This is a genomic window from Pseudomonas tumuqii, from assembly GCF_013184545.1.
GTDB lineage: Bacteria > Pseudomonadota > Gammaproteobacteria > Pseudomonadales > Pseudomonadaceae > Aquipseudomonas > Aquipseudomonas tumuqii.
Window position 1 is genome coordinate 247,916 of record NZ_JAAOJA010000003.1, and the last position, 26,300, is coordinate 274,215.

The 26,300-nt window shown below is 62.6% G+C and carries 31 protein-coding genes; 24 read left to right on the plus strand and 7 right to left on the minus strand.

Annotation, left to right across the window (positions count from 1 at the left end):
- Positions 1-46 precede the first annotated feature (46 nt).
- The 12 genes from fleN to G9C89_RS07695 all read left to right on the plus strand — a co-directional run bounded on the left by fleN (position 47) and on the right by G9C89_RS07695 (position 10,600).
- Positions 47-877: a flagellar synthesis regulator FleN gene (gene fleN / locus G9C89_RS07640; protein ID WP_172147041.1), complete on the plus strand. Its 831-nt coding sequence runs from the start codon at positions 47-49 to the stop codon at positions 875-877.
- Entirely contained in the window at positions 874-1,620 is a 747-nt protein-coding gene (fliA, locus tag G9C89_RS07645) for an RNA polymerase sigma factor FliA (protein WP_172147043.1), read from the plus strand. Before fleN ends, fliA begins: the two co-directional genes overlap by 4 nt.
- 135 nt (positions 1,621-1,755) lie before the next feature.
- Positions 1,756-2,130: a chemotaxis response regulator CheY gene (locus G9C89_RS07650; protein WP_172147048.1), complete on the plus strand. Its 375-nt coding sequence runs from the start codon at positions 1,756-1,758 to the stop codon at positions 2,128-2,130.
- A gap of 19 nt (positions 2,131-2,149) precedes the next feature.
- The gene (locus G9C89_RS07655; protein WP_172147050.1) at positions 2,150-2,938 is read left to right on the plus strand and encodes a protein phosphatase CheZ; all 789 of its coding nucleotides are present in this window, start codon (positions 2,150-2,152) and stop codon (positions 2,936-2,938) included.
- Positions 2,939-2,948: 10 nt separating this feature from the next.
- Positions 2,949-5,117: a chemotaxis protein CheA gene (locus G9C89_RS07660; RefSeq protein ID WP_172147052.1), complete on the plus strand. Its 2,169-nt coding sequence runs from the start codon at positions 2,949-2,951 to the stop codon at positions 5,115-5,117.
- Between the two features lie 43 nt (positions 5,118-5,160).
- Positions 5,161-6,273 carry a protein-glutamate methylesterase/protein-glutamine glutaminase gene (locus G9C89_RS07665; protein ID WP_172147054.1) on the plus strand — a complete coding sequence of 371 codons (1,113 nt, stop codon included), beginning with the start codon at positions 5,161-5,163 and terminating at the stop codon, positions 6,271-6,273.
- On the plus strand, positions 6,273-7,013 hold the full coding sequence (locus tag G9C89_RS07670) for a flagellar motor protein (protein ID WP_172147056.1): 741 nt from the start codon (positions 6,273-6,275) through the stop codon (positions 7,011-7,013). The genes G9C89_RS07665 and G9C89_RS07670 overlap by 1 nt, the downstream gene beginning before the upstream one ends.
- 2 nt (positions 7,014-7,015) lie before the next feature.
- Positions 7,016-7,888, plus strand: a complete 873-nt coding sequence (gene motD / locus G9C89_RS07675; RefSeq protein WP_172147059.1) for a flagellar motor protein MotD — start codon at positions 7,016-7,018, stop codon at positions 7,886-7,888.
- Between the two features lie 51 nt (positions 7,889-7,939).
- Positions 7,940-8,728: a ParA family protein gene (locus tag G9C89_RS07680; RefSeq protein WP_172147061.1), complete on the plus strand. Its 789-nt coding sequence runs from the start codon at positions 7,940-7,942 to the stop codon at positions 8,726-8,728.
- 87 nt (positions 8,729-8,815) lie between these two features.
- Entirely contained in the window at positions 8,816-9,616 is an 801-nt protein-coding gene (locus G9C89_RS07685) for a CheW domain-containing protein (RefSeq protein ID WP_172147064.1), read from the plus strand.
- 102 nt (positions 9,617-9,718) lie between these two features.
- Positions 9,719-10,198 carry a chemotaxis protein CheW gene (locus G9C89_RS07690; protein ID WP_172147066.1) on the plus strand — a complete coding sequence of 160 codons (480 nt, stop codon included), beginning with the start codon at positions 9,719-9,721 and terminating at the stop codon, positions 10,196-10,198.
- A gap of 3 nt (positions 10,199-10,201) precedes the next feature.
- Entirely contained in the window at positions 10,202-10,600 is a 399-nt protein-coding gene (locus G9C89_RS07695) for a DUF2802 domain-containing protein (RefSeq protein ID WP_172147068.1), read from the plus strand.
- Positions 10,601-10,699: 99 nt separating this feature from the next.
- Here the strand turns inward: G9C89_RS07695 and G9C89_RS07700 are convergent, their stop codons facing one another.
- Together G9C89_RS07700 and fliK are read right to left on the minus strand one after the other, a co-directional pair.
- The gene (locus G9C89_RS07700) at positions 10,700-11,035 is read right to left on the minus strand and encodes an EscU/YscU/HrcU family type III secretion system export apparatus switch protein (protein WP_172147070.1); all 336 of its coding nucleotides are present in this window, start codon (positions 11,033-11,035) and stop codon (positions 10,700-10,702) included.
- Positions 11,032-12,594, minus strand: a complete 1,563-nt coding sequence (fliK, locus tag G9C89_RS07705) for a flagellar hook-length control protein FliK (RefSeq protein WP_172147072.1) — start codon at positions 12,592-12,594, stop codon at positions 11,032-11,034. Before fliK ends, G9C89_RS07700 begins: the two co-directional genes overlap by 4 nt.
- 206 nt (positions 12,595-12,800) lie before the next feature.
- Between fliK and ccmA the strand changes: the two genes are divergently transcribed.
- The 10 genes from ccmA to G9C89_RS07755 all read left to right on the plus strand — a co-directional run bounded on the left by ccmA (position 12,801) and on the right by G9C89_RS07755 (position 20,026).
- Positions 12,801-13,382, plus strand: a complete 582-nt coding sequence (ccmA, locus tag G9C89_RS07710) for a cytochrome c biogenesis heme-transporting ATPase CcmA (protein ID WP_390623778.1) — start codon at positions 12,801-12,803, stop codon at positions 13,380-13,382.
- Positions 13,379-14,050: a heme exporter protein CcmB gene (gene ccmB, locus G9C89_RS07715; RefSeq protein WP_172147076.1), complete on the plus strand. Its 672-nt coding sequence runs from the start codon at positions 13,379-13,381 to the stop codon at positions 14,048-14,050. Before ccmA ends, ccmB begins: the two co-directional genes overlap by 4 nt.
- A gap of 61 nt (positions 14,051-14,111) precedes the next feature.
- The gene (locus G9C89_RS07720; RefSeq protein WP_172147520.1) at positions 14,112-14,870 is read left to right on the plus strand and encodes a heme ABC transporter permease; all 759 of its coding nucleotides are present in this window, start codon (positions 14,112-14,114) and stop codon (positions 14,868-14,870) included.
- The gene (ccmD, locus tag G9C89_RS07725; protein WP_172147078.1) at positions 14,867-15,043 is read left to right on the plus strand and encodes a heme exporter protein CcmD; all 177 of its coding nucleotides are present in this window, start codon (positions 14,867-14,869) and stop codon (positions 15,041-15,043) included. Before G9C89_RS07720 ends, ccmD begins: the two co-directional genes overlap by 4 nt.
- The gene (gene ccmE, locus G9C89_RS07730) at positions 15,040-15,507 is read left to right on the plus strand and encodes a cytochrome c maturation protein CcmE (RefSeq protein WP_172147080.1); all 468 of its coding nucleotides are present in this window, start codon (positions 15,040-15,042) and stop codon (positions 15,505-15,507) included. The genes ccmD and ccmE overlap by 4 nt, the downstream gene beginning before the upstream one ends.
- Positions 15,504-17,477, plus strand: coding sequence for a heme lyase CcmF/NrfE family subunit (locus G9C89_RS07735; RefSeq protein ID WP_172147082.1), 1,974 nt, complete (start codon positions 15,504-15,506; stop codon positions 17,475-17,477). Before ccmE ends, G9C89_RS07735 begins: the two co-directional genes overlap by 4 nt.
- Positions 17,474-18,010, plus strand: a complete 537-nt coding sequence (locus G9C89_RS07740) for a DsbE family thiol:disulfide interchange protein (RefSeq protein ID WP_172147085.1) — start codon at positions 17,474-17,476, stop codon at positions 18,008-18,010. The genes G9C89_RS07735 and G9C89_RS07740 overlap by 4 nt, the downstream gene beginning before the upstream one ends.
- On the plus strand, positions 18,007-18,504 hold the full coding sequence (locus G9C89_RS07745) for a cytochrome c-type biogenesis protein (RefSeq protein WP_172147088.1): 498 nt from the start codon (positions 18,007-18,009) through the stop codon (positions 18,502-18,504). The genes G9C89_RS07740 and G9C89_RS07745 overlap by 4 nt, the downstream gene beginning before the upstream one ends.
- Positions 18,504-19,709, plus strand: coding sequence for a c-type cytochrome biogenesis protein CcmI (gene ccmI, locus G9C89_RS07750; protein ID WP_172147091.1), 1,206 nt, complete (start codon positions 18,504-18,506; stop codon positions 19,707-19,709). Before G9C89_RS07745 ends, ccmI begins: the two co-directional genes overlap by 1 nt.
- Positions 19,706-20,026, plus strand: a complete 321-nt coding sequence (locus tag G9C89_RS07755) for a hypothetical protein (protein ID WP_172147093.1) — start codon at positions 19,706-19,708, stop codon at positions 20,024-20,026. The genes ccmI and G9C89_RS07755 overlap by 4 nt, the downstream gene beginning before the upstream one ends.
- Positions 20,027-20,119: 93 nt before the next feature.
- On the opposite strand, the gene G9C89_RS07760 is transcribed toward G9C89_RS07755, so the two are convergent.
- From G9C89_RS07760 to G9C89_RS07780, 5 genes are all read right to left on the minus strand, one after another.
- The gene (locus tag G9C89_RS07760) at positions 20,120-20,974 is read right to left on the minus strand and encodes a pirin family protein (RefSeq protein WP_172147095.1); all 855 of its coding nucleotides are present in this window, start codon (positions 20,972-20,974) and stop codon (positions 20,120-20,122) included.
- A gap of 209 nt (positions 20,975-21,183) precedes the next feature.
- Positions 21,184-21,918: an MlaA family lipoprotein gene (locus G9C89_RS07765; RefSeq protein WP_172147521.1), complete on the minus strand. Its 735-nt coding sequence runs from the start codon at positions 21,916-21,918 to the stop codon at positions 21,184-21,186.
- A gap of 46 nt (positions 21,919-21,964) precedes the next feature.
- Complete coding sequence (locus G9C89_RS07770; RefSeq protein ID WP_172147097.1) at positions 21,965-23,263, minus strand: serine/threonine protein kinase; 1,299 nt, start codon at positions 23,261-23,263, stop codon at positions 21,965-21,967.
- A gap of 77 nt (positions 23,264-23,340) precedes the next feature.
- On the minus strand, positions 23,341-23,829 hold the full coding sequence (locus G9C89_RS07775) for a GNAT family N-acetyltransferase (RefSeq protein WP_172147099.1): 489 nt from the start codon (positions 23,827-23,829) through the stop codon (positions 23,341-23,343).
- A 152-nt stretch (positions 23,830-23,981) separates the two neighbouring features.
- Entirely contained in the window at positions 23,982-24,206 is a 225-nt protein-coding gene (locus G9C89_RS07780; protein ID WP_172147522.1) for a DUF2061 domain-containing protein, read from the minus strand.
- A gap of 264 nt (positions 24,207-24,470) precedes the next feature.
- Here G9C89_RS07780 and G9C89_RS07785 point away from each other — a divergent pair, with 264 nt between their 5' ends.
- Positions 24,471-24,794 (plus strand): ComEA family DNA-binding protein, encoded by a 324-nt coding sequence (locus tag G9C89_RS07785; protein WP_172147100.1) that lies wholly within the window; start codon positions 24,471-24,473, stop codon positions 24,792-24,794.
- 159 nt (positions 24,795-24,953) lie between these two features.
- Positions 24,954-26,081, plus strand: a complete 1,128-nt coding sequence (gene zapE, locus G9C89_RS07790; protein ID WP_172147101.1) for a cell division protein ZapE — start codon at positions 24,954-24,956, stop codon at positions 26,079-26,081.
- Positions 26,082-26,300: the final 219 nt, after the last annotated feature.

Here is a 26,300-nt window from a genome sequence, read left to right on the forward strand (position 1 = left end):
GCAGCCACATGGTTCCAGTCGAAGTCAGACAAGGTGTGTAGATAACATGGGTATGCATCCCGTACAGGTGATTGCGGTGACCGGCGGCAAGGGTGGCGTCGGCAAGACCAATGTGTCGGTGAATCTGGCGCTGGCGCTGGCTGATCTCGGTCGGCGGGTAATGGTGATGGACGCCGACCTGGGTCTGGCCAATATCGACGTGCTGCTGGGCCTGACGGCCAAGCGCACGCTGGCCGATGTGATCAGTGGCGAGTGCGAACTGCGCGACGTGGTGCTGCAAGGTCCCGGCGGCATTCGTATCGTGCCCGCGGCCTCCGGCACGCAAAGCATGGTGCAGCTCTCGCCGATGCAGCATGCCGGCCTGATTCAAGCCTTCAGCGACATCAGCGAAAACCTCGATGTGCTGATCATCGACACGGCTGCCGGTATTGGCGACTCGGTGGTCAGTTTCGTCCGCGCCGCCCAGGAAGTGCTGGTGGTGGTGTGCGACGAGCCGACCTCGATCACCGATGCCTATGCCCTGATCAAGCTGCTCAACCGCGACCATGGCATGAGCCGTTTCCGCGTGCTGGCGAATATGGCGCACAGCCCACAGGAAGGCCGCAACCTCTTTGCTAAGCTGACCAAGGTTACCGACCGCTTCCTCGACGTCGCGCTGCAATATGTCGGCGCGGTGCCTTACGATGAATCGGTACGCAAGGCCGTGCAGAAACAGCGTGCGGTCTACGAAGCTTTCCCGCGTTCGAAGTGTTCCCTGGCGTTCAAGGCGATTGCCCAGAAAGTCGATGCCTGGCCACTACCGGCCAATCCGCGCGGCCATCTGGAATTTTTCGTCGAGCGCCTGGTGCAGCAGCCGACCGCGGATACGGCGATATGACAGCAGCTTCTGGACTCCGTATGTACAGCAAGGCTCAGACCCAGGACGCCCAGCACCAGTTGATCGAGCGCCACGCGCCCTTGGTCAAGCGGATTGCCTATCACTTGTTGGCGCGCTTGCCGGCCAACGTACAGGTGGATGACTTGATCCAGGCCGGTATGCTTGGCCTGCTCGAAGCCTCGAAGAAATACGACTCCAGCAAAGGTGCCAGTTTCGAAACCTTCGCCGGCATCCGCATTCGCGGCTCGATGCTCGATGAGGTGCGCAAAGGCGATTGGGCGCCGCGTTCGGTGCATCGCAACAGCCGCATGGTCAGCGACGCCATTCGGGTAATTGAAGCTAGAACCGGTCGCGACGCTAAAGATCAAGAGGTTGCGGCCGAACTCCAATTGAGTCTCGAGGATTACTACGGCATCCTTGGCGACACTTTGGGCAGTCGGCTGTTCAGTTTCGACGATCTGTTGCAGGACGGCGAACATGGCGGGCTGCACGAAGACGCCAGCTCCACCCACCCCGAACCCTCGCGAGAACTGGAGGACGAGCGCTTCCAGGCGGCGTTGGCCGATGCCATCGGCCACTTGCCCGAGCGGGAGCGGCTGGTGTTGGCGCTGTATTACGATGAGGAATTGAACCTCAAGGAAATTGGTGAGGTTCTGGGGGTTAGCGAATCGCGCGTCAGCCAGTTGCATAGCCAGTGTGCCGCACGCTTGCGGGCACGCCTGGGGGAATGGCGAGCGAGCTGAGCAGTTAAATCAGCAGTCCGTTGGAAAACCAGCGAAATAGTTTTGCGGCGGCCTGTCAGGCCGGTTTCACGATTGAAAGCGTGCCCAGGTGCTGGGTTCGTTTGGGACTGTACGGAGGTCGACTTGGACAAAAACATGAAAATCCTCATCGTTGATGACTTTTCAACGATGCGCCGGATCATCAAGAACCTCCTGCGCGACTTGGGGTTCACCAATACCGCAGAGGCCGATGATGGCACCACTGCGCTGCCGATGCTGCACAGCGGCAGTTTCGATTTTCTGGTGACTGACTGGAATATGCCAGGCATGACCGGGATCGACTTGTTGCGTGCGGTGCGCGCCGACGATCGCCTGAAGCACCTGCCGGTGTTGATGGTGACCGCTGAAGCGAAACGCGATCAGATCATCGAGGCCGCACAAGCCGGGGTGAATGGCTATGTGGTCAAACCGTTCACAGCCCAGGTGCTGAAAGAAAAGATTGAAAAAATCTTCGAGCGGGTCAACGGCTGATGTCTGCCGCGAGGGCACTATGGAACACGATGATTCCGCTCAGGGTGACTTCGAGTCGACCCTGAAAATTCACGCGCGCCAATTGGTAGAGAGCCTGGAACACGGCGATTTTGGCGAAGCGGTGCAACTGATCAACGATCTCAACAAGGTGCGCGACCGTGGTCTGTATCACGAGGTCGGCAAGCTGACGCGCGAGCTGCATAACGCCATCGTCAATTTCCAGCTCGATCCACGGGTGCCGCACGCCAAGGAAGTGTCGCAAATCACCGACGCCACCGAGCGCCTGAACTATGTGGTGACGATGACCGAGAAAGCGGCCAATCGCACCATGGATCTGGTCGAGCAGAGTTCACCGCTGGTCAACGGCATCGGCGCCGAGGCGCAGAGCCTGAGTGCCGACTGGGGCCGCTTCATGCGCCGGGAAATGGGCGCCGAGGGGTTCCGCGACCTGGCCAGGCGGATTGAACTGTTCCTCGCCAACAGCGAGCGTGACAGCGTCCAGGTGTCCGCCCAGCTCAACGACATCCTGCTCGCGCAGGATTATCAGGATTTGACCGGTCAGGTGATCAAGCGGGTGACCCAGCTGGTCACCGAAGTGGAAAGCAACCTGCTCAAACTGGTGCTGATGGCCAGTCAGGTCGACCGTTTTGCCGGTATCGAGCATGACCACGCCGTGCTGCGTGCTGAACAAGAACAACAAAAAGAGCCTTCCCACGGTGAAGGTCCGCAGATTCATGCCGATAAGCGTGAAGACGTCGCATCCAATCAGGATGACGTCGACGATCTGCTTTCCAGCCTGGGATTTTAGGAGCACGTCTATGAGCTTCGGCGCCGATGAAGAAATCCTCCAGGACTTCCTGGTGGAGGCCGGCGAGATTCTTGAACTACTGTCCGAGCAGTTGGTGGAGCTTGAAAGCCGCCCGGACGACATGAATCTGCTCAACGCTATTTTTCGCGGGTTCCATACCGTCAAAGGTGGTGCCGGTTTTCTCCAGCTCAATGAGCTGGTGGAATGCTGCCATATCGCAGAAAACGTCTTCGACATCCTGCGCAAGGGTGAGCGGCGCGTCGACTCCGAGTTGATGGATGTGGTGCTGGAAGCACTCGATGCGGTCAATGGCATGTTCACCGAAGTGCGTGAGCGCGTCACACCGACGCCGGCCACGCGGGAGCTGCTGGCGGCCTTGGCGCGTCTGGCCGAGCCGGCGGCGAGCGTTGCGCTCGAGCCGCCCGTTGCCGAGGTTGCCGAGGCCGCTGCTGGCGATATCACCGACAGCGAATTCGAACAGTTGCTCGATGCGCTGACCGAGGCGCCTGGCCAGGTGGCGAGCACTAGCGTCGGCAGTGATGAAATCAGCGATGACGAGTTCGAGTCGTTGCTCGACGAGTTGCATGGCAAGGGCCAGTTCGCCCCGCCGCCAGTGGTCGGCAATGTCGCGGTGCAACCAGCAATGGGCGCTGCCGGCGACGAGATCACTGACGACGAATTCGAGGCGCTGCTCGACCAGCTGCATGGCAAGGGCCAGTTCGCTGCGCCTGCAGCGCCTGCAGCGGCGCCGGTCGCAGCGCCCGTTGCGCCGGCGACGGGCAACGAAATCACTGACGACGAATTCGAGGCATTGCTCGATCAGCTCCATGGCAAGGGCAAGTTTGTCGAGCCGGCCGCGCTCGCCAAGGCGCCCGCAGCAGTAGCGGCGGCCACTCCAGCCAAACCCGCAGCTGCCGCGCAGCCCTTGGCCAAACCCGCGGCCAAGGTTGCTCCGCTGAAAGCGCCGCCGCCGGCCGCCGCGGTCGCCGACAAGGCGCCAGCACCCAGCGAAGCGGAAACCACCGTACGGGTGGATACCGCGCGCCTGGACGAGATCATGAACATGGTCGGCGAACTGGTGCTGGTGCGTAACCGCCTGGTGCGCCTGGGCTCCAACAGCGCCGATGAGGCCATGGCCAAGGCCGTCTCCAACCTCGACGTGGTCACCGCGGATTTGCAGACGGCGGTGATGAAGACGCGCATGCAGCCGATCAAGAAGGTCTTCGGTCGCTTCCCGCGCCTGGTCCGCGATCTGGCGCGCAGCCTGAAGAAAGAGATCAATCTGGAACTGGTCGGTGAAGAAACCGACCTCGACAAGAACCTGGTCGAGGCGCTGGCCGATCCGCTGGTGCACCTGGTGCGCAACGCCGTCGACCATGGCATCGAAACCCCGGAAGAGCGCGAGGCCGCGGGCAAGTCGCGCGGCGGCAAGGTGGTGCTGTCGGCCGAGCAGGAAGGCGATCACATCCTCCTGTCGATTTCCGACGACGGCAAGGGCATGGACGCCGATGTGCTGCGCGCCAAGGCCGTGGAGAAGGGCCTGCTGGATAAGGACGCGGCCGACCGGCTCAACGAGTTCGAATGCTACAACCTGATCTTCGCCCCGGGTTTCTCGACCAAGACCGAGATCTCCGATGTGTCAGGCCGCGGGGTCGGCATGGACGTGGTGAAGACCAAGATTTCCCAGCTCAACGGCACGGTCAACGTGTTCTCGGTCAAGGGCCAGGGCTCGAAGATCGTCATCAAGGTACCGCTGACCCTGGCGATCATGCCGACGCTGATGGTGATGCTCGGTAACCAGGCCTTCGCGTTCCCGCTGGTCAACGTCAACGAAATTTTCCACCTCGACCTGTCGCGCACCAACGTGGTCGATGGCCAGGAAGTGGTGATCGTGCGCGACAAGGCATTGCCGCTGTTCTACCTCAAGCGCTGGCTGGTCCGCAGCGCTGCCCATGAGGAGCAGGGCGAGGGCCATGTGGTGATTCTCACCGTCGGCAGCCAGCGCATCGGTTTCGTCGTCGATCAACTGGTCGGTCAGGAGGAAGTGGTGATCAAGCCATTGGGCAAGATGCTCCAGGGCACTCCGGGCATGTCTGGCGCGACCATCACCGGCGATGGACGCATTGCCTTGATTCTCGACGTGCCGAGCATGCTCAAGCGCTACGCGCGGCGCATCTGATTGTTCGCGGCGCCGCCTCAGGCGGCGCCGTTTAGGAGTGTTTATGGTGGTCAAGGTGTTGGTGGTGGACGATTCCGGCTTTTTTCGCCGGCGCGTTTCGGAAATTCTCTCTGCCGATCCGAATATCCAGGTGGTCGGTACGGCGACCAATGGCCGCGAAGCCATCGATCAGGCGCTGGCACTCAAGCCCGACGTGATCACCATGGACTACGAGATGCCGATGATGGACGGCATCACCGCCGTGCGAAACATCATGCAGCGCTGCCCGACCCCGGTGTTGATGTTCTCCTCGCTGACCCACGAAGGCGCGCGCGTCACCCTGGATGCGCTGGATGCCGGGGCTGTGGATTTCCTGCCGAAGAATTTCGAAGACATTTCGCGCAACCCGGAGAAGGTCAAGCAACTGCTCTGCGAGAAGGTGCATACCATCGCCCGCAGCAATCGCCGCGGGATTGTCGCGGCGCCAGCGCCGAGTGTCAGCACGCTGGGAAAGCCGGCAGCGCTCAGTAGCCTCGGTCGCCCCGGCGTCAGCACCCCGGTGCCGGCGCCAGCCTCCGCGTCGGTTACTGCGCGCGCGAGTGCGCCCAAGCGCAAGTCCTACCGGCTGGTGGCCATCGGTACCTCGACCGGCGGGCCTGTGGCGCTGCAGCGGGTACTGACCCAGTTGCCGGCCAACTTCCCGGCGCCGCTGGTGCTGATCCAGCACATGCCCGCGGCTTTCACCAAGGCATTTGCCGAGCGTCTGGACAAGCTGTGCCGGATCAGCGTCAAGGAGGCCGAGGATGGCGATCTGTTGCGTCCGGGCTTGGCACTGCTGGCGCCGGGCGGCAAGCAGATGATGATCGACGGTCGCGGCGCGGTGCGGATTCTGCCGGGCGATGAGCGCCTGAACTACAAGCCCTGTGTCGACATTACCTTCGGCTCGGCGGCCAAGGCCTTTCACGACAAGGTGCTGGCGGTGGTCTTGACCGGCATGGGCGCCGATGGGCGCGAGGGCGCGCGCCTGCTCAAGCAGGAGGGCAGTCACGTGTGGGCGCAGGATGAGGCCAGCTGCGTGATCTACGGCATGCCGATGGCGGTGGTCAAAGCCAATCTGGTGGACGCCATCTACAGCCTCGACGACATCGGTCGGCACTTGGCAGAGGCTTGCGTGTAATGGATGTGCTGAGCCTGATAGGGGTCATCCTGGCGTTCGTCGCCATTCTGGGTGGCAATTATCTGGAGGGTGGTCATGTCGCGGCGCTGCTCAATGGCCCGGCGGCGTTGATCGTGATTGGCGGCACCCTGGGCGCGGCGTTCCTGCAGGCACCGGTCAGCGTATTCAAGCGGGCCCTGGTGATCCTGCGCTGGATTTTCTTCCCGCCGCACATCGATCTGGTCGGCGGCATCGAACATGTCGTCGGCTGGAGCATGACCGCGCGCAAGGAAGGCCTGCTCGGCCTCGAGGCGATGGCCGATACCGAGACTGATCCCTATGCACGCAAGGGCTTGCAGCTGCTGGTCGACGGCGCCGAGCCGGAAGCCATCCGCAGCATCCTCGAGGTCGATCTGTACACCCAGGAAGGCCGCGATATCCAGGCCGCCAAGGTCTACGAGAGCATGGGTGGCTACGCACCGACCATCGGCATCATCGGTGCGGTGATGGGCCTGATCCACGTGATGGGCAATCTGGCCGATCCGAGCAAGCTCGGCAGCGGCATCGCCGTGGCTTTTGTCGCCACCATCTACGGGGTCGGTTTCGCCAACCTGCTGCTGCTGCCCATTGGCAACAAGCTCAAGGCCGTCGCCCTGCGTCAGTCGCGCTACCGCGAGATGTTGCTGGAGGGCATTCTGTCGATCGCCGAAGGTGAAAACCCGCGCTCCATCGAGTTGAAGCTGCAAGGCTTCATGGAGTAACCATGGCTCGTCGCAGGCACCAGGAAGAGCACGAAAATCATGAGCGCTGGCTGGTCTCCTACGCGGACTTCATTACCCTGTTGTTCGCCTTCTTTGTGGTGATGTATTCGATGTCCTCGATCAACGAGGGCAAGTACAAGATTCTCTCCGACAGCCTGACCGGGGTGTTCAACCAGCCCGACCGGGCGATCAAGCCTATCCCCGTGGGCGACCTGCGTCCGCGAACCACCGAGCCGGATCGCGCGCTGGTCGATGAGGACGAGCCGCCCAGTCAGCCGGCGGACTCTCTGCAGAGCATTGCCGAGAGCATGCGCCAGGCGTTTGCCGGGTTGATCGACTCCAAGCAGTTGAAGGTCAGCGGCAACGAGTTGTGGGTCGAGATCGAACTCAGTTCCAGCCTGTTGTTCCCCAGTGGCGATGCCTTGCCGAACAATGCGGCATTCGACCTTATCGAGAAGATTGCCAAAATTCTGGCACCTTACGAGAATCCGGTGCATGTCGAGGGCTTTACCGACAACCTGCCGATTAAGACCGCGCAGTACCCGACCAACTGGGAGTTGTCCGCAGCCCGGGCGGCCAGCATCGTGCGCATGCTCGCGATGGATGGGGTCAATCCCGGGCGGATGGCATCGGTGGGCTATGGTGAGTTTCAGCCGGTGGCGGATAACGCGACGGCCGATGGCCGGGCACGTAACCGACGCGTGGTGTTGGTGGTGTCGCGCAACCTCGATGTGCGCCGCAGCGTGAGTGGTGTGGGCAGTTCCAATGCACGCCCCGATAGCGCCTTGCAGCGGGCTGGCACGCAACCTGCACCACCGCCTGCAGTGCAGGCCCCGCCAGCGGGTGCCGTCAATCCTCCGTCGTTTGCCCGCTAGGGCGACGCCTGTTCTCGGTAGGATCTGGATCATGCCGGGAGGACAAACAAGATGAGAGTCTGGGCAGTAGCCAATCAAAAGGGTGGTGTGGGCAAGACCACCACCGCCATCGCCTTGGCCGGCCTGCTGGCCGATGCCGGTAAGCGCGTGGTCGTGGTCGATCTCGACCCCCATGGCTCGATGACCAGTTATTTCGGCCACGATCCGGATGCGCTGGAGCACAGCTGCTTCGACCTGTTCCTGCATCAGGGCGTGGTACCTCAGGGGCTGCCGGAGCAACTGCTGTTGCCCACCAGCCATGAGCGCATAGCCCTGTTGCCATCGAGCACCGCCTTGGCCACGCTCGAACGTCAATCGCCCGGGCAGAGTGGGCTGGGCCTGGTCATCGCCAAGAGCCTGACGCAGCTATGGCAGGGTTACGACCATGCGGTGATCGACAGTCCGCCGCTGCTGGGCGTGCTGATGGTCAATGCGCTGGCGGCCAGCCAGCATCTGGTGATTCCGGTGCAGACCGAGTTTCTCGCAGTCAAGGGCCTGGAGCGCATGGTCAGTACCCTGGCGATGATCAACCGGTCGCGCAAACAGGCGTTGCCCTACAGCATCGTGCCGACCCTGTTCGACCGGCGTACCCAGGCCTCGCTGAGCACCTTGCGCCTGCTGCGCGACAGCTATCCCGAGCACCTGTGGCCAGCCTATATTCCGATCGACACACGCTTGCGTGATGCCAGCCGCGCAGGCCGTACGCCCTCGCAGTTCGACCCCAACAGCCGCGGTGTACTGGCCTATCGGGCGCTGCTCAAGCACCTGTTGACGCAGCAGTTGGCCGCGCAGGTGGCTTGAGATGAAGGTTAATGTCGAGCCGAAGCGTTCAAGTATGTCGCCACTGCGGCCGATAGGTTGTACAGGTAATTTTTACGGATTCCATCTATGAGCCGTCCCGTCGCCATCGCCACGCGTCCCCAGTTGGCCTTGCAGTCCTATCTGGACAGCTTGTTGCAGGAGGCTGCTGTCGAATTGGCCGAGAGCAGCAGCCTCGACGAGTTCGAGGCCGCGGTGCTGGAGGAGCAGACGCGCGATGCCGGCCTGTTCTCCGCTACGCCCGTGCAGGCACTGGCTGAACCGCTGGTGGTCGTGCCGGTGATCGAACTGGCGCCTGCTGTGGTCGCCCGGCCGGTGTCGGTTGAGCCGGTGATCGACGTCCATCTACCCGCTACAACGTTGAATCTGCTGCCCGGCCTGCAGCCGGGAGAGCGGCCGGAGTGGGCACAAGAGCCGTTCGAATGCCTGTTATTCGACGTCGCCGGCCTGACCCTGGCCGTGCCGCTGGTGTGCCTGGGTTCGATCTTTCCGCTGGCGGGGCAGGAGTTGACGCCATTATTTGGCCAGCCGGACTGGTTTCTCGGCATACTGCCGTGCCAGGCCGGTAACCTGAAAGTCCTGGATACCGCGCGCTGGGTCATGCCTGACCGTTATCGCGATGATTTTCGCCAGGGTTTGCAGTATGTGATTTCAGTCGAAGGCTATGAATGGGGCCTGGCCGTGCATCAGGTCAGCCGATCGATTCGCCTGGATCCAAGCGAGATCAAGTGGCGCACCCAGCGCACCCTGAGACCTTGGCTGGCCGGCACCGTGATCGAACACATGTGTGCCTTGCTGGATGTGACGGCCCTGGCTGAATTGATCGCCAGCGGCGCGGCCAAGCGCATGGTCAATGGCCAGATTCACTGATTGAGAGATAACGGGCTCGCCCTTGCGGCGGCCCTGACCGATGATGACCAGCGGTTTGAACCGCGCACGCCGCCCAGTGCGGCTTACGACGAGGCTAGGGATATGAAGAAGAATTCTGCACAAGGCGCTGAAGATCCCATCCTGCAATGGGTGACCTTCCGCCTGGACAATGAAACCTATGGCATCAATGTGATGCAGGTTCAGGAAGTGCTGCGCTACACCGAGATCGCGCCGGTGCCGGGCGCCCCGAGCTATGTGCTGGGCATCATCAATCTGCGCGGCAACGTGGTGACGGTGATCGACACCCGCCAGCGCTTCGGTCTGGACTCGGCGGCGGTGACCGACAATACCCGCATCGTGATCATCGAGGCGGACAAGCAAGTGGTCGGCATCATGGTCGACAGCGTGGCCGAGGTGGTCTATCTGCGCCAGTCCGAGGTGGAAACCGCGCCGAATGTCGGCAACGACGAGTCGGCCAAGTTCATCCAGGGCGTGTGCAACAAGAATGGCGAGCTGCTGATTCTGGTCGAACTGGACAAGATGATGAGCGAAGAAGAGTGGTCCGAACTGGAGAGTATTTAAACCATGTTCGAGATCGCGCTGATCCTGCTTGGGCTGGTGTGCCTGGGGTTGGTCGGCACCTGCGTCTGGCTGATCATGCAGCAGCGCCAGCTGGCATTGCTGCAGGCCGAGCGGGACGCGGCGCGCGATCTGCAGTTCAGGGAATTGAGTAAACGCCTGGATATCTATCTGGCCGGTAGCGTGCGCATGGGCGAAGAACTGCACGAACTGCGGCAGATCGTTGCGCCGCTGCCGGACAAGCTCAGCCAGATCGAGCAGCGCGACCCCAGCAGCCTGTCGTTCACCCAGGCCGCGCGCCTGGTCGGCCTGGGCGCCAGCGTCGATGACCTGACTCAGTCCTGCGGCCTGAGCAAGGCCGAGGCGGAGCTGATCAGCAAGCTCAATCAACCGAAAAACCGCTAGTTGCCAATTTGTCGCTGCGCTTTCGTAGCCCGAATGCATTCGAGGGCGATCATGGGCTCGCCCCGGATTGCATCCGGACTCCAGGAGCCGCCTTCTGCGCTAGCGGGGCGGGCCGTCGAGTAGCGCTAGCGGCGGGCTGATGTCGTTGTCGCGCTTATCGCTCTGGAAGCCCGGCGGGCACTTGCCCTTCAAGTGCCAGGCAAAGGCGATGATCTCGGCAATGCAGCGATACAGTTGCTCGGGGATCGCCTCGCCCAGTTCCAGGCGTGCCAGCAGGCGCACCAGATCGGCATTCTCGTAGATCGGCACTGCATATTCGCGGGCAATTGCCAGGATCGCTTCGGCCAGTTCGTCATCGCCCTTGGCGCTGAGGCTGGGAGCATTCTGCCCGTCATAGGTCAGGGCGATGGCTTGGCGCGGTGCTGGTTTTTTCATGCAGTTTCGTCAACCCAGCGTTGTTCCAGGCTGGTCCTTGGTCCCTGGGGGGGAGTGCCTTGCTTGCACGCCAGTTCGCCGACAGTCAGGCCGGCGGCGGTCAGACGTTCACGCAGGGTGTTCAGCTCGGCGTCGATCAGGCTGGCGGTACGCGGGCGCTCGGCCCATAGCTGGCTGGACAGGCCGCCGCGGACCAGTTGCACCTGGACTTGCAACGGCCCCAGCGGTTCCAGGTCGAAGGCCAGTTCGACCTTCCACAGCGCTTCCTTGTGGTCGTTACCCGGCGATTTCTGCGGTGCTTCGTGCTGGATTTTTACCTGCAGGGGCACCAGTTCGCGCTGGTCGCGCATAGGCAGCTCCAGTTGCCAGGTGGTCAGCAGGTTGCCGTCCGGGCCGACCTGGCTCTGCGCCAGGCTGGACAGTTGATGGGTTTGCAGGCGCGAGACGGCGGCGGCGGCCAGTTTCAGCAGGGTCTGCAGATCGGCGTCACCCTCCATCGCCTGCAGCAGGCGCGATGGCAGGGGAAAGCGCAATGCCTGTTGGCGTGCGCTGGCTTGGCCGAGGGAGCCGAGGATGTCGCGGGCGAATGCCGGCAGCGCCTGGGCCATGGCGGCGCTGGCATTGGCCGTGGCCAGCGGTGCACCGCTCGCCAGGGTGGGCAGCAGTTGGTTGACCAGACGCAGCAGGTTGGCTTTCAGATCTGCAGGCAGGGCATGGCCCTGGCCCCCGAGCAGTTTGCTTTCGAGGAACAAGCCGCTGTTTTCTATGGCCTGGCTCAGCCCTTTGCCGGTACTGAGTTGGGCGGCATCGGGCAGGGCGTTGAACAGTTTGTCGATGCTGGTACGCAGGCCTTCCGGCAGCGCCTCCTTGCCTCCTGCGCCTTGCAGGGCCCTGAACAAGCCTTCCAGCGAGCCCTGGCGGTTTTGCTGACTGGCCAGTTGCTGGCTCAACTCGAGCTGATCGAGACGCCCGCTGAGGGGCAGGAAATTCAGGGCCTGGCTGCCTTGCACCTGGGCGCTGAGCAGGCTGCCGAGGGGCAGGGCCAAGGGGGTTTCCAGCGACAGCTTGCTGCCCGCCAGCGGGGTGTTGAGCAGGCTCACTACCACCTTGTAGAGCACCTGCTGTGATTTCGCCTGGACCAGTTGTTCGCGCGTCACGACCTTGCCTTGCAGCAGTGTGCCGATTGGCAGTTGTTCGAGATCCAGGCTGGTCAGGGCCTTCTCGCCACCGGCGAGCAGCGCCACGGCCAGGCGGCTTTCCGACAGCGCCGTGACCATCAGGGCAGTGCCCTGGGCAAGGGGGCGCGGGCTGCTGGCCTGCAGGGTTGTCTGGCGACCATTGTCCAGCGTCAGCTTGAGCAGCAGTTGGAAGCTATGTGCCACTCCCTTGAGAGCAGCCACTTCCTTGAGGACGATCACTTCGGCCTTGGCGCTCTCGCCGCTGGCCAACAGGCCTTGCAGCGGCTGCAGCAGCTTAAGCGCCAGATCGCTGGCCGGTGCGCTGGCACGGTTGCTGGTTGGTGCTGGCGCTATTGGGCGGGAACTGCTGATTTCGCTCATTGGCGGGTTACACCCTGTCGAAAATGCCCACTGCGGGGGGCAGGGCATGGCATGTATAATCGCGCCCCGTCTGGGTCGGCTGCGCATTTAACTTGCGTCAGTATAGCGGCCGGGGCACTGCCGACTTGAACCGCTTTTTAGGTAAATATGCCGTGACCAGCCCTCTTCTCGAAGCCGTGGCGCTCACCTGTGAGCGGGATTGGCGTATGCTTTTCGAACGGCTTGAGCTGCGCTTGGCGGCCGGCGAGATGTTGCAGATTTCCGGCCCAAACGGCAGCGGCAAGACCAGCCTGCTGCGTTTGCTCGCCGGGCTGATGCAGCCAACGGCCGGCGAAGTCCGCCTGAATGGCCAGCCGCTGGGTTCGCAGCGCAGCGAGCTGGCGCGCAATCTGTTGTGGCTTGGCCATGCCGCCGGGATCAAGGGCCTGCTCACCGCCGAAGAAAATCTGGCCTGGTTATGCGCGCTGCATCGTCCGGCCGAACGCACGGCGATCTGGCAGGCGCTGGAGGCCGTCGGCCTGCGCGGTTTCGAGGATGTGCCCTGTCATACCCTGTCTGCCGGTCAGCAGCGTCGTGTCGCGCTGGCCCGCTTGTATCTGGATGGGCCGCCGTTGTGGATCCTCGATGAACCCTTCACCGCCCTCGACAAGCTCGCCGTGGCGCAACTGGAAAACCATCTGGCCTGGCACTGCGAAATGGGCGGTCTGGTGCTGCTGACCACCCACCACACGCTGACGGTCAAGCCCGCCGGTTACCGCGAGCTAGATCTGGGGCAGCGCAGCCTATGAGTAATGTGTTCAGTTTGCTGGTCGCCCGCGAAGCGCGACTGTTGTTTCGCCGGCCTGCCGAGCTGGCCAATCCGCTGGTGTTCTTCGCCATCGTGGTCGCCCTGTTTCCGTTGGCCGTGGGGCCGGAGACGCAGCTGTTGCAAACCCTGTCGCCGGGGCTGGTGTGGGTGGCGGCATTATTGGCCGTGCTGCTCTCGCTGGATGGCTTGTTTCGCAGCGATTTCGAGGATGGCTCGCTGGAGCAGTGGGTCCTTTCGCCGCACCCCCTGCCTCTTCTGGTATTGGCCAAGGTACTGGCAAACTGGCTGTTTTCCGGTCTGGCCCTGGTGCTGCTGGCACCCTTGCTGGCCCTGATGCTTGGCTTGCCCGGGCGCTGCCTGCCGGTGCTGCTGTTCTCGCTGCTGCTCGGCACGCCGGTGCTGAGCCTGCTCGGCGCGGTCGGTGCGGCGCTGACGGTGGGCCTCAAGCGTGGCGGCCTGTTGCTGGCGCTGCTGATTCTGCCGCTGTATATCCCGGTGCTGATTCTTGGCAGCGGAGCGTTGCAAGCCAGCCTGCAAGGATTGCCGGCGGTCGGTCACCTGTTGTGGCTGGCCAGCCTCACCGCGTTGGCGGTGACCTTGACACCTTTTGCCATTGCCGCCGGTCTGACCATTAGCGTCGGCGAGTGATTTACAACCGTGCTACCGAGGACGGCCTGTGCGGCCATTACCTCGGAGAATGATGAGTAATCTGATGAACTGGACGTGGTTTCACAAGCTGGGCTCGCCCAAGTGGTTTTATGAAATCAGCGGGCGCTGGCTGCCCTGGCTGAGTGCGGCTGCTGCCTTGTTGCTGGCGGTGGGGCTGGTCTGGAGCCTGGCCTTTGCGCCGCCGGACTACCAGCAGGGCAACAGCTTCCGCATCATCTATATCCATGTGCCGGCAGCGTTTCTTGCCCAGTCGGTGTACGTCATGCTGGCGGTGGCCGGTGTGGTCGGCCTGGTATGGAAAATGAAACTCGCCGATGTCGCGGTGCAGCAGGCCGCGCCCATTGGTGCCTGGATGACCGTGATCGCCCTGGTGACCGGGGCCATCTGGGGCAAGCCGACCTGGGGCACCTACTGGGTCTGGGATGCGCGCCTGACCTCGATGCTGATCCTGCTGTTCCTGTATTTCGGCGTGATCGCCCTCGGTCAGGCCATCAGTAATCGCGACAGTGCGGCCAAGGCCTGCGCGGTGCTGGCCATCGTCGGGGTGATCAACATTCCGATCATCAAATATTCGGTGGAGTGGTGGAACACCCTGCACCAGCCCGCCACCTTCAGCGTCATCGAGAAACCGGCCATGCCGCTGGAAATGTGGTTGCCCCTGCTGATCATGGTGCTCGGCTTCTACTGTTTCTTCGGCGCCGTCTTGTTGCTGCGCATGCGCCTCGAGGTGCTCAAACGCGAGGCGCGCAGCAGTTGGGCCAAGGCCGAGGTCAAAACGCACGTGGAGAAAAGCCTATGAGTTTCACCTCGTTCGCCGAGTTTCTCGCCATGGGCACCCATGGGGCCTACGTCTGGTCGTCCTTTGCCATCAGCCTGGCCGTGCTGGCGCTGAATGTCGTGCTGCCGCTGCTGGCGCGCCGCCGTTACCTGCAAGACGAGGCGCGTCGTTTGCGCCGGGAGGAGTCGCAATGAACCCTGTTCGCAAGAAGCGCCTGTTGATCATCCTGGCGATCCTCGCCGGCGTGGGCATCGCCGTGGCCTTGGCCCTGAGTGCGCTGCAACAGAACATCAACCTGTTCTATACCCCGACCCAGATCGCCAGCGGCGAGGCGCCGCAAGACACGCGTATCCGTGCCGGCGGGTTGGTCGAAGTGGGCTCGGTCAAGCGCTCCAGCGACACTCTGGATACCGACTTCGTGGTGACCGACGGGGCGGCCAGCGTGACCATTCGCTACCGCGGTATCCTTCCGGATCTGTTCCGCGAAGGCCAGGGCATCGTGGCCATGGGCAAGGTCAATGCCGATGGCGTGTTGATCGCCGACCAGGTGCTGGCCAAGCACGATGAAAACTACATGCCGCCGGAAGTCATGCAGGCATTGGAGCAAAGCGCAATGAAGCAAAAGCATGACGCGGCCACCCAAGGGGGGGCGCAATGATTCCCGAACTCGGTCACCTGGCGATGATCCTGGCTCTGTGCCTGACCCTGGTGCAGGCCAGTCTGCCGATTATCGGCGCCTGGCGCGGCGATCGGCAGTGGATGAGCCTGGCCGTTCCTGCGGCCTGGGGCCAGTTCGCCTTCCTGGTCTTCGCCTTCCTGTGCCTGACCTACGCCTTCATGGTCGACGATTTTTCCGTCGCCTATGTGGCCCACAATTCCAACAGCGCGCTGCCCTGGTACTACAAGTTCAGTGCGGTGTGGGGCGCCCATGAAGGCTCGCTGCTGCTCTGGGCGCTGATCCTCGGCGGCTGGACCTTCGCCGTGTCGATCTTCTCCCGCCAGTTGCCCGAGGAGATGCTCGCCCGCGTGCTCGGGGTGATGGGCATGATCAGTGTCGGCTTCCTGCTGTTCCTGATCGTCACCTCCAATCCGTTCGAGCGCTTGCTGCCGAATACCCCGCTGGACGGCCGTGACCTCAATCCGTTGCTGCAGGATTTCGGCCTGATCATCCATCCGCCGATGCTCTACATGGGCTACGTCGGCTTCTCGGTGGCCTTCGCCTTCGCCATCGCCGCCTTGCTCGGCGGCAAGCTGGATGCGGCCTGGGCGCGCTGGTCGCGACCCTGGACCATAGTCGCCTGGGCCTTCCTCGGCATCGGCATCGCCCTGGGCTCCTGGTGGGCCTATTACGAACTCGGCTGGGGCGGCTGGTGGTTCTGGGATCCGGTAGAGAACGCCTCCTTCATGCCCTGGCTGGTCGGCACCGCGCTGATCCACTCCCTGGCGGTGACCGAGAAGCGCGGCGTGTTCAAGAGCTGGACCGTGCTGCTGGCGATTGCCGCCTTCTCCCTGAGTCTGCTCGGCACCTTCCTGGTCCGTTCCGGGGTGCTGACCTCGGTGCATGCGTTTGCCACCGACCCTGCGCGTGGCGTGTTCATCCTGGCCTTCCTGTTAATCGTGGTCGGTGGTTCGCTGACCCTGTTCGCCATCCGCGCGCCGGTGGTCAAGAGTCAGGTCGGGTTCGCCCTGTGGTCGCGCGAGACCCTGCTGTTCGTGAATAACCTGATCCTGGTGGTGGCGGCCGCGATGATTCTGCTCGGCACCCTCTATCCGCTGGTGCTGGATGCCATGACCGGGGCCAAGCTTTCGGTCGGCCCGCCGTACTTCAACGCGCTGTTCGTGCCGCTGATGGGCCTGCTGATGGCGATGATCGCGATCGGCGTGCTGGTGCGCTGGAAGGACACGCCGCTGCGCTGGCTGCTGGGCATGCTGGCCCCGGTGCTGATCGGCAGCGTGGCATTGGCCGCGCTGGCGAGCGTGTTGCTCGGTGACTTCAGCTGGGCGGTGCTGGGCGTCTGCCTGCTGGCCAGTTGGGTGGTGTTGGCCGGGGTGCGCGACATTCATGACAAGACCCGCCACAAGGGCCTGCTCAAGGGTTTGCCGAGTCTGGGCCGCAGCTACTGGGGCATGCAGACGGCGCACCTCGGCCTGGCCGTGTGCGCCCTCGGGGTCATCCTGACCAGCATGGGCAGCTTCGAGCGCGACATGCGCATGGCGCCAGGCGACTCGGTGGAGATGGGCGGTTACCAGTTCATCTTCGAGGGTGCCGAACACTTCGAAGGGCCGAATTTCACCTCGGACAAAGGCACCGTGCGGATTCTCGAAGATGGCCAGCAGATCAGCGTGCTGCACCCGGAGAAGCGCCTGTATACCGTGCAGCAGTCGGTGATGACCGAGGCCGGAATCGACGCCGGCCTTACCCGCGACCTGTTCGTGGCGCTGGGCGAGCCGCTGGGCGGCGGCGCCTGGGCCGTGCGCGTGCACATCAAACCGTTCGTGCGCTGGATCTGGTTCGGCGCCTTGCTGATGGGCCTGGGTGGCTTCCTCTCGGCGTCCGACAAGCGCTACCGGATGAAGGTCACCACCCGCGTGCGTGAAGCCCTCGGTATGGCGGGGGCGCAAACATGAAGCGGCTGATCCTGTTGTTGCCGTTGGCGATCTTTCTCGGTGTGGCGCTGTTTCTCTACCGCGGCCTGTTTCTCAATCCCTCCGAGTTGCCTTCGGCGTTGATCGGCAAGCCATTCCCGGCGTTTTCCCTGCCGGCGGTAGAGGGCGGTCAAACCATCAGTCAGGCCGACCTCAAGGGCCAGCCGGCGCTGGTCAATGTCTGGGCCACCTGGTGCGTGGCGTGCCGGGTCGAGCACCCGGTATTGAACAAGCTGGCGCAGCAGGGTGTGACCATCCATGGAGTCAATTACAAGGATGACAACGCCGCGGCGCAGAAGTGGCTGGTCGAATTCCACGACCCCTACCAGCTCAATATCAACGATGCGCGCGGCTCGCTGGGCCTGGATCTGGGAGTGTACGGCGCGCCCGAGACCTTCCTGGTCGACAAGGAAGGCATCATCCGCCACAAGTTCGTCGGCGTGATCGACGAGCGGGTCTGGCGCGAACAGCTGGCGCCGCTCTATCAAGAACTGGTCGACGAGGTCAGCCCATGAAGCGTTTGCTCAGTGCCGCCGTGCTCGGTCTGGCCCTGCTCGGCACCGCCCAGGCGGCCATCGACACCTACGAGTTCGCCGATGAGGCGGAGCGCCAGCGTTATCGCAGCCTGATCGAGGAACTGCGTTGCCCCAAGTGCCAGAACCAGAACATCGCCGATTCCGATGCGCCGATCGCCATGGACCTGCGTGCGCAAGTCTATCGCATGCTGGAGGAGGGCCAGAGCAACGAGCAGATCATCGATTTCCTGGTGTCGCGTTACGGTGATTTCGTCCTCTACAAACCGCCGGTCACGGCGCGCACCCTGTTGCTCTGGTACGGGCCGGCCGGTCTGTTGGTCGGCGGCTTCGTGCTGCTCGGCGTGGTGGTACTGCGTCGTCGGGGCAAGAAGTCCGCGGGATCGAGCGGCCTTTCCGCCGATGAGCAGCAACGCCTGGCTGCTCTGCTCAGCCAAAGGCCTACCCATCAAACGCCTCAGGATAAGAAAGACTGATGATCGAATTCTGGCTGTCCGCCGGCCTGCTGTTGCTGGCTGCCCTGGGTTTTCTGCTGATACCGGTCCTGCGCGGCCGCAAGGCCCAGGCCGAAGAAGACCGCACCGCATTGAATGTCACCCTCTATCAGGAGCGCCTGCAGGAGCTGGAAAATCAGCGTCAGGCCGGCACGCTCAGCGAGGAGCAATGGCAAAACGGTCGCGATGAAGCGGCCCGCGAACTGTTGGCCGACACCGACGGTGCCGAGAGCAAGGCCAGGGTCGGTGTGCTCGGCAGCAAGGTGCCGCTGACCGCCGCCTTGCTGATGCCGCTGCTGGGTTACGGTCTGTACCTGTACTGGGGCGCGATCGACGACGTCGAGCGCGCGCGAACCTTCGCCGAGCAGCCGCAGACCATCGAGGCGATGACCGCGCGCCTGGAGGCGTCGGTGAAGGCTGATCCGAAGTCCGCCGAAGGCTGGTACTTCCTCGGCCGTACCTACATGGCCCAGGACCGTGCCGCCGACGCTGCCACTGCCTTCGAGCGCGCGGTGGACACCGGCGGACGCGAGCCGGAGTTGCTCGGCCAGTGGGCCCAGGCGTTGTATTTCGCCGGCGACAAACAATGGACCGAGCAGCTGCAGGCGCTGACCGATGAGGCGTTGAAGGCCGACCCGGCGGAAGTCACCAGCCTCGGCCTGCTCGGCATCGCCGCCTATGAAGAAGAGCGTTTCGAGGAGGCCATTGGCTTCTGGGAGCGTCTGGTCGCCGTATTGCCCGAGCAGGATCCCTCACGCCAGGCCATCCAGGGCGGCATCGCCCGTGCCCGCGAACGCCTGGCTGGGCCGTCGGATGCGCCGCCGGCTGCCGCCGCAAGCGGGCAACTGAGGGTCAAGGTCGACCTGGCGGCGGCATTGAAAGACAAGGTAGAGCCGGGCGACAGCGTGTTCGTCTTCGCCCGTGCCGCCTCCGGTCCGCCGATGCCGCTGGCGGTCAAGCGCCTGACCGTGGCCGATCTGCCGGCCGAGGTCAGCCTGTCGGACAGCGACGCGATGATGCCGCAACTGAAAATTTCCGGGTTCGCCCAGGTGCAGCTGGTGGCGCGTATTTCGCGCAGCGGCAATGCCACCGCCGGCGAATGGATCGGTCGTAGCCAGCCGTTGGCCAGCAGCACCACCGAGCCGCAACAGCTGACCATCGACACGGCGGACGGCCAGGCGCAATGAACAGATGGCTAGCGATTGGCCTGGCCATCGGCTTGTCGAGCCTTGCCGGCTGCGCGGTGCAGGGCACGGCGCCGATCAGCCAATTGCCGGTGAGCAAGTCACACCCGCGTTATGCGCCGCCGCCGGGGGTGGAAAGCCACTGGGATGCGGGGTTGGGCGTCTATGTGGTGTGGGGCGCGCGTGATCTGTATTACCGCGAGCGCACCTACTACCGCTGGAGCAGCGGCTGGAGTTGGGCGACCAATCCGCAAGGGCCGTGGCAGCCGACCGACAGCAGCGGCGTGCCGCCGGGCCTGTACCGTCGCTACGCGCCGTAACGCTGTCTCTGCGTCAGGCCGAGTGTGCAGTGTCGTAGGGACCGCCGCTCCGCGTAGCCCGGATTTTATCCGGGCTACGGTCATATGCCGCAATCAGGCCAGCACGCCATCACGCAAGTCACGCAGCGCCTGCTCGATTTCTTCCCGGGTATTCATCACGAACGGCCCGTATTGCACGATCGGCTCGCCCAAAGGTTTGCCGGCAATCAGCAGTAGTTTGGCGCCGTCGCGGCTGCTCAGGCGCAGTTCGCCGCTATCGGACAAGCGCACCAGACGTCCGGCGGGCACCGTCTGCGCACTGGCGCCCGGTAACTCAAGCGTGCCTGCGTAGACGTACAGCATGGCGCGATGGCCGTCAGGCAGGCGCGGGGCGATCTGGCTGCCGGCCGGCAGGCGCAAGTCGAACAGCTGCGGCTCGGTGTGCGGGCGTTGCACGGCGCCGCCTTGTTGCCGTTCGCCATCGTCGAACTGCCCGGCGATCACCACCACCTCGACGCCGCCGGACGTGGTCAGGCGCGGAATCTCGCTGGCGGGAATGTCGCGGTAGCCGGGGGCGCCGAGCTTGTCCTTGGCCGGCAGGTTGAGCCACAGCTGGAAGCCGCGCATGGCCCCTTGTTCCTGTTCGGGCATCTCGCTGTGGATGATGCCGCGGGCGGCGGTCATCCACTGCACGCCGCCGCTTTGCAGCAGGCCGACGTTGCCCAGGTGGTCTTCATGACGCATGCGGCCTTCGAGCATGTAGGTGATGGTCTCGAAACCGCGGTGCGGGTGCGGCGGGAAGCCGGCGATATAGTCGTCCGGATCGTCCGAGGCGAACTCATCGAGCATCAGGAAGGGGTCGAAGCGCTCGATCCCGCCGCCGCCAATCACTCGGTTCAGGCGCACGCCAGCACCGTCGGATGCGGGTTGGCCGGGCTGGATGGCGAGTACGCTGCGTAGTGGGCTCATGGGGCATCTCCTCAAATTGGAATATGCCCATCCTATGCCTACCAATCAGATTGATGGTTGCGAAATTCGCGACATAATGATCAGTTTATTAGATTGTCGGTGGACTTGCCGCGAACAGCAGAAGACGCTCGCGCGACGGCACTCGATATTTCCACCGCTTCTGAGCCGCGCCAGGTTAAGACTCTGGGGCGGCCCTATGGTCGCTCGCTCTATTCGGCAATCAGCAGCTTGCGCGACTCGTTGTAGAAGTAGCGGATCTTCTCGTATTCGAACGGCGAGTTGAGCTGGCCGTAACGGAAGTTGACGGTGGAGCGCTGATCGACCGTCTCGAGCAAGAATATTTCCGGATGATTGTTGCTGGCTTCGGCCACGTTGAGCCAGTTGACCTGGCTCTTGGCGCTGAAATCCATCACCAGTCCGCCGGTGTCGCGCAGGTTGGAGGGGCCGAGCAGTGGCAGCATCAGGTAAGGGCCGGCCGGTGCGCCGTAGAACCCCAGGGTCTGGCCGAAGTCTTCGCGCTGTTTCGGCAGGCCCATGCGGCTTGCCGGATCCCACAGCCCGGCCACACCGATGGTGGTGTTGAGCAGCAGGCGGGCGGTGGTCTGCATCGTGCGCTTGGTTTTCAACTGCAGCAGGCTGTTGAGCAGGTTTGGCACGTCGCCGAGGTTGCTGAAGAAGTTGCTCACCCCATGTTGCACAACAGTCGGGGTGACATAGCGATAACCGTCGACTATGGGCAGAAACACCCACTGATCGAAGCGGTAGTTGAAGTGGTAGACGCGCCGGTTCCAGGACTCCAGGGGGTCATAGACATTCAGGGCACCCAAGGTCGAGCGTTCGAACTCGCGCTGATCCAGGCCAGGATTGAACTGCAGGTGTTGCAGCGGTTGCTTGAAGCCGTCTTCATCGGCGTGATGCTGGGCCTGAGTCAGGCCGCTGGTCATTAGCAGGGTCAGCAGCAGGGTCAGCAGCAGGGTTGTCGCAGGAGGCTTAACCACGGAAGAACTCCAGCATGGCGTCGCTGTTGACGCGGTAGTTGAGGTTGCCGCAGTGCCCGCCAAACGGGTAGACGGTCAGGCGATCGCCCAGGGTTCGGCGCAGAAAACCCAGGTCGCCAGGACCGAGGATGAGGTCATCGGCGTTGTGCATTACGGCGATTTTGCTGGATTCTTTCAGATAGTCCTCGACGGCATAGAGGCTGACCTGATTGATCATCTGGGTGATGCTGCCGCCGTCAAGGCGAGCCCGCCACATCGGGATCAGCTGCTCGGTGATGTAGCAGTCGAAGTCGCATTGCAGGGCACGTTTGAAAAATGGTGTGAGGCTGGTGCTGTCGTTGATCGGGTAGCGCGCCGGGGTGATCAGGCCGCGCCGGTTGATCAGGTCTGAGGTGAAGGCGATATCGGCAGCGGCGAAGCGGAACACCGTACCAATCAGCATGGCCATCTGCTCGTCGGAAAGTTGCTCCTTGGAGCGCTGGAAGTCGAAGAGCATCGCATCGTTGAGGTCGACGTAACCCTTTTCCTGGAAATAACGGGTCAGCTTGGCCAGCACCGTCTCATAGAAGGTGGTGCTGCTGTTGATGCCTTCGACCTGGGTTTGTACCAGGCGGTCGAGGTTGCTGGTCGAGGTGTAGAGGTTGACCGGCGGATTGAGCAGCAGCACACGTTTGAAGTTGAAGCTGCGGCGGGTTTCGTCGAGCTGACTGACGAATGCCGCTTGCAGGGCGCCCAGGCTGTAGCCGGTCAGGTGGAAGGCACTGACCTTCAGGCGCGGGTGCTGGGCGCGCACGGCCTGCATTGCTCGGTACAGATCGTCGGCATCTTCGCCGGTGAGGCCCGGTGTGGCAAAGCGCGAGGCAGCAGTCATGAAGTCGTAGCTGGTCGGTGAGGACAGTTGCACCACGTGGTAACCGGCGCCGTAGAACAGTTTCTTCAGGTACTCCGCAGTGCTGCTGGCGTAAGGCATGCCCGTGCCGGCGATGATGAAAATCAGCGGTGCCTCGCCTTTCTGCTTGGCCAGGCGATAACCCATCTTGGTCACCGGCCAGAAGTTATCCGGCAGTTCGAACTCGCGCTCCGGGCGCAGCCTGACCCGGTAGTCCTGCTGGTCAATGTCGGCATCGGCCGGCAGTTGCGGTTGCAGTTCGGCCGGCGTGGTGGCGATGGTCGCCTCGAACGGGTTGGTCAGTGGGTAACCATAGCTTTGCGCGTCGATCTCGGCGGCCAACAGTGGCCCACCGAGGGTTATGCCGCACAGCAGAGCAGCGAGGCGATATACAAGCGGCATGAATTAAATCCCTTTAAAAGAGGGCTGATTGATCGAGTTGAAAGAAGTGAGACAACCGAACCTTCGGAGAGTGCCGATCAAGCCGATTTTTGACTCAGGTCGTGCAGCGCCGGGCCGGTCAGGCGATACTGCGTCCAGTCATCCAGCGGCTGAGCGCCCAGGCGTTTGTAGAACTCGATGGCCGGTTCATTCCAGTCCAGCACCGACCATTCCAGACGTCCGCAGCCGCGCGCTATAGCCAGGCTCGCCAGCTTGCCGAGCAAGGCAGAGCCAAGTCCCGTCCCGCGGGCGCTGGAGCGTACATAGAGATCTTCGAGATAGATACCGGGTTTGCCGAGAAAGGTCGAGTAATTGTGGAAGAACAGGGCAAAGCCTGCGGCCGTGCCATCGACTTCGCCGATCAGCACTTCGGCAAAGGGGTGCGCTCCAAACAGGTGTTCGCTCATTTGTGCCGGGTCGGCTACCACCTGATCGCTGAGCTTCTCGTACTCGGCCAGTTCGCGGATAAAACCGATGATCAGCGCAACATCGTCACGCTGGGCACTGCGGATGTGCAAATGGGACATGGTCGCTCCTTGAGTTGCTGATCAGGCGAGCATGCGGTGTGGCCCTGGGTCTTGCAAGGTGTGTCCAGCATCATCGGGCCACTTCAGACGGCTCGAAGTCATTGCTCGGAGCGTCAGGCGGCTGCAGGCGGCGAGCGTTTTTTCACAGCCTCTCAAGCCTGATGGTGCAACCAGGCATGTTTCGGTAATTTTGGTGTCGGACTCGAACGCTTTTCCAGGCGTTGCCAGAGCTTCTCGTGAAAGTAGAAGCCAACCGAGTTGCACAGAGGCTCGATGGCGGCGACCAGGCCACTGGCCGCGACACTACCAGTCAGCGCATAGGTCACCGCAAAGGCGATGCAGAAGTGCATCAGAGTGAAGGTTAGGGTCTTGAATATGGCTGGCCTCTAATGAGAAGTATTAGCGATTACTTGTGAGGTTAGCGGCTGCATGCTGATTGAAGAAATGCGTCATTTTTATGTTGTTGATAGTTTTTGATAATTTAAATGGTTGTCGAGCAGTACGCAGCCGCGAGAAATCGTCAATAAAATGCGCGGGTGAGTTTGACAAGGCGATGCTGGCGGCTAACTTGAAGTGCGCGGCGCATGGATGTCCCGCGCTGCTCACAATTGACTTGAGCTTTTCTGAAATGGAGTTCCAACATGCATAAGCGCTATCTCTCCTCCCTGCTGTGTGCCGTTCTGACCGCAGCTGCTCTCAGCGTCTCCGCCGCCGAAACCACCAAGACTGCTCCCGCGAAGCCTGCGGCGGTGCAAGTGGCAGAGGTCGGCAAAATCAATCTCAATACGGCCGATGCTCCCACGCTGCAGCGTGAGCTGAGCGGTATCGGCGAGACCAAGGCCAAGGCGATAGTGGCGTACCGTGACGCCCACGGCGCCTTCACCTCGGTTGATGAGCTGCTTGAGGTCAAGGGCATCGGCGAGTCCATCCTGGCGAAGAACCGCGACAAGCTGAGCATCAATTAACCGATACGCTGGAAGATCAAGGCCGGTCAATGACCGGCCTTTTTGCATGTTGGGGGTGACCGCCAGGCCGGTCCTGCAATACAGTTCGCGTTTTCTGGACGGCCACCGGCAGTCCTGTGCGCATCGGCAGGTGCGGATCAACGGACGGTTATCTTTTCGATGAATGCGATGTCTCCCCAGGCGATCTACCAGCATGCCCTTGACCACCATGGTTTCCAGGTGGATGACGCCCAGCAGCGGGCGGTGAGGGCGCTGGAAAACTGCCATCAGGCGTTGCATCGGCCTGGAGACAGTGCGCAGCCAGTCAGCGGGGTTTATCTCTGGGGGCCGGTAGGACGCGGCAAGACCTGGCTAATGGATCAGTTCTATCAAAGCCTGCGAGTGCCCGCGCGCCGTCAGCATTTTCATCATTTCATGCGCTGGGTGCATCGCCGCCTGTTCCAGTTGACCGGCACTCCCGATCCCTTGCGGGCCTTGGCTCGTGAGCTGAGCGCCGAGGTCAGTGTGCTGTGTTTCGACGAGTTGTTCGTCAGTGACATTGGCGATGCCATTTTGGTCGGGCGCTTGTTGCAGCTGATGTTCGAGGAGGGCGTTGTGCTGGTTGCCACATCCAACCAGGCGCCGGAACAGCTATATGCCGACGGTTTCAATCGGGAGCGCTTGCTCCCGGCGATAGTGGCCATCAACCGGTACATGCAGGTTGTCGGTGTCGATGGCGGGCAGGATCACCGCCTGCACCCGGGCATACAGCATCAGCGCTATTGGCAGGCCGAGCCGGATCGACCCAGTGCGCTGCAGGAGGTTTTTCGCCGGTTAACGGTGGGCGCGACGCCATCTGATCGCCCCGTTGTGCTTGGGCAGCGATCCATTCGCGTGGTGCAACAGGCTGCTGCGGTGATCTGGTGCCGCTTTGCCGATCTGTGCGAACAGCCGGTCTCGGCGCTGGATTTCATTGCCCTGTGCGATCATTTCTCGGTCATAGTGCTCAGCGAGGTGCCAGCCCTGAGCGGCCAGCAGAAACCAGGCACTATCGCCCGTGGTACCGAGGATGGTATCGAGCGGGTGGCGGCCGGCGACCGCGAACTGCCCGCGCTGGCGGCGCATGACGATAGCGTGCGGCGCTTCATTGCCCTGGTGGATGAATGCTACGACCGCCGCATACCGCTCTACCTGGAAGCTCAGGTGCCACTGGAGGCGCTATATACCGAGGGTTACCTGGCTTTCCCGTTCCGTCGCACCCTGAGCCGGCTGCGGGAAATGCAGCTGCAACGGTTTTCTGCGGTTTAGCCGGTGTCGGCCCCCTGCGCAGATTGGTAAGGGCAGTCCCGTAGCCGGGATGAGCTCCAGCGTAATCAGCGGAGAGCTTCCCGGATTGCGCTTGGTGCCCACTGAAAACAAAAAAAGCTCCGGGATTAACCGCAGGTAATAAAAAACCCGGCTGGATGGCCGGGTTCTCGAATTTGGCTCCGCGACCAGGACTCGACAGCGCAGCTGAACGCGCTTCAG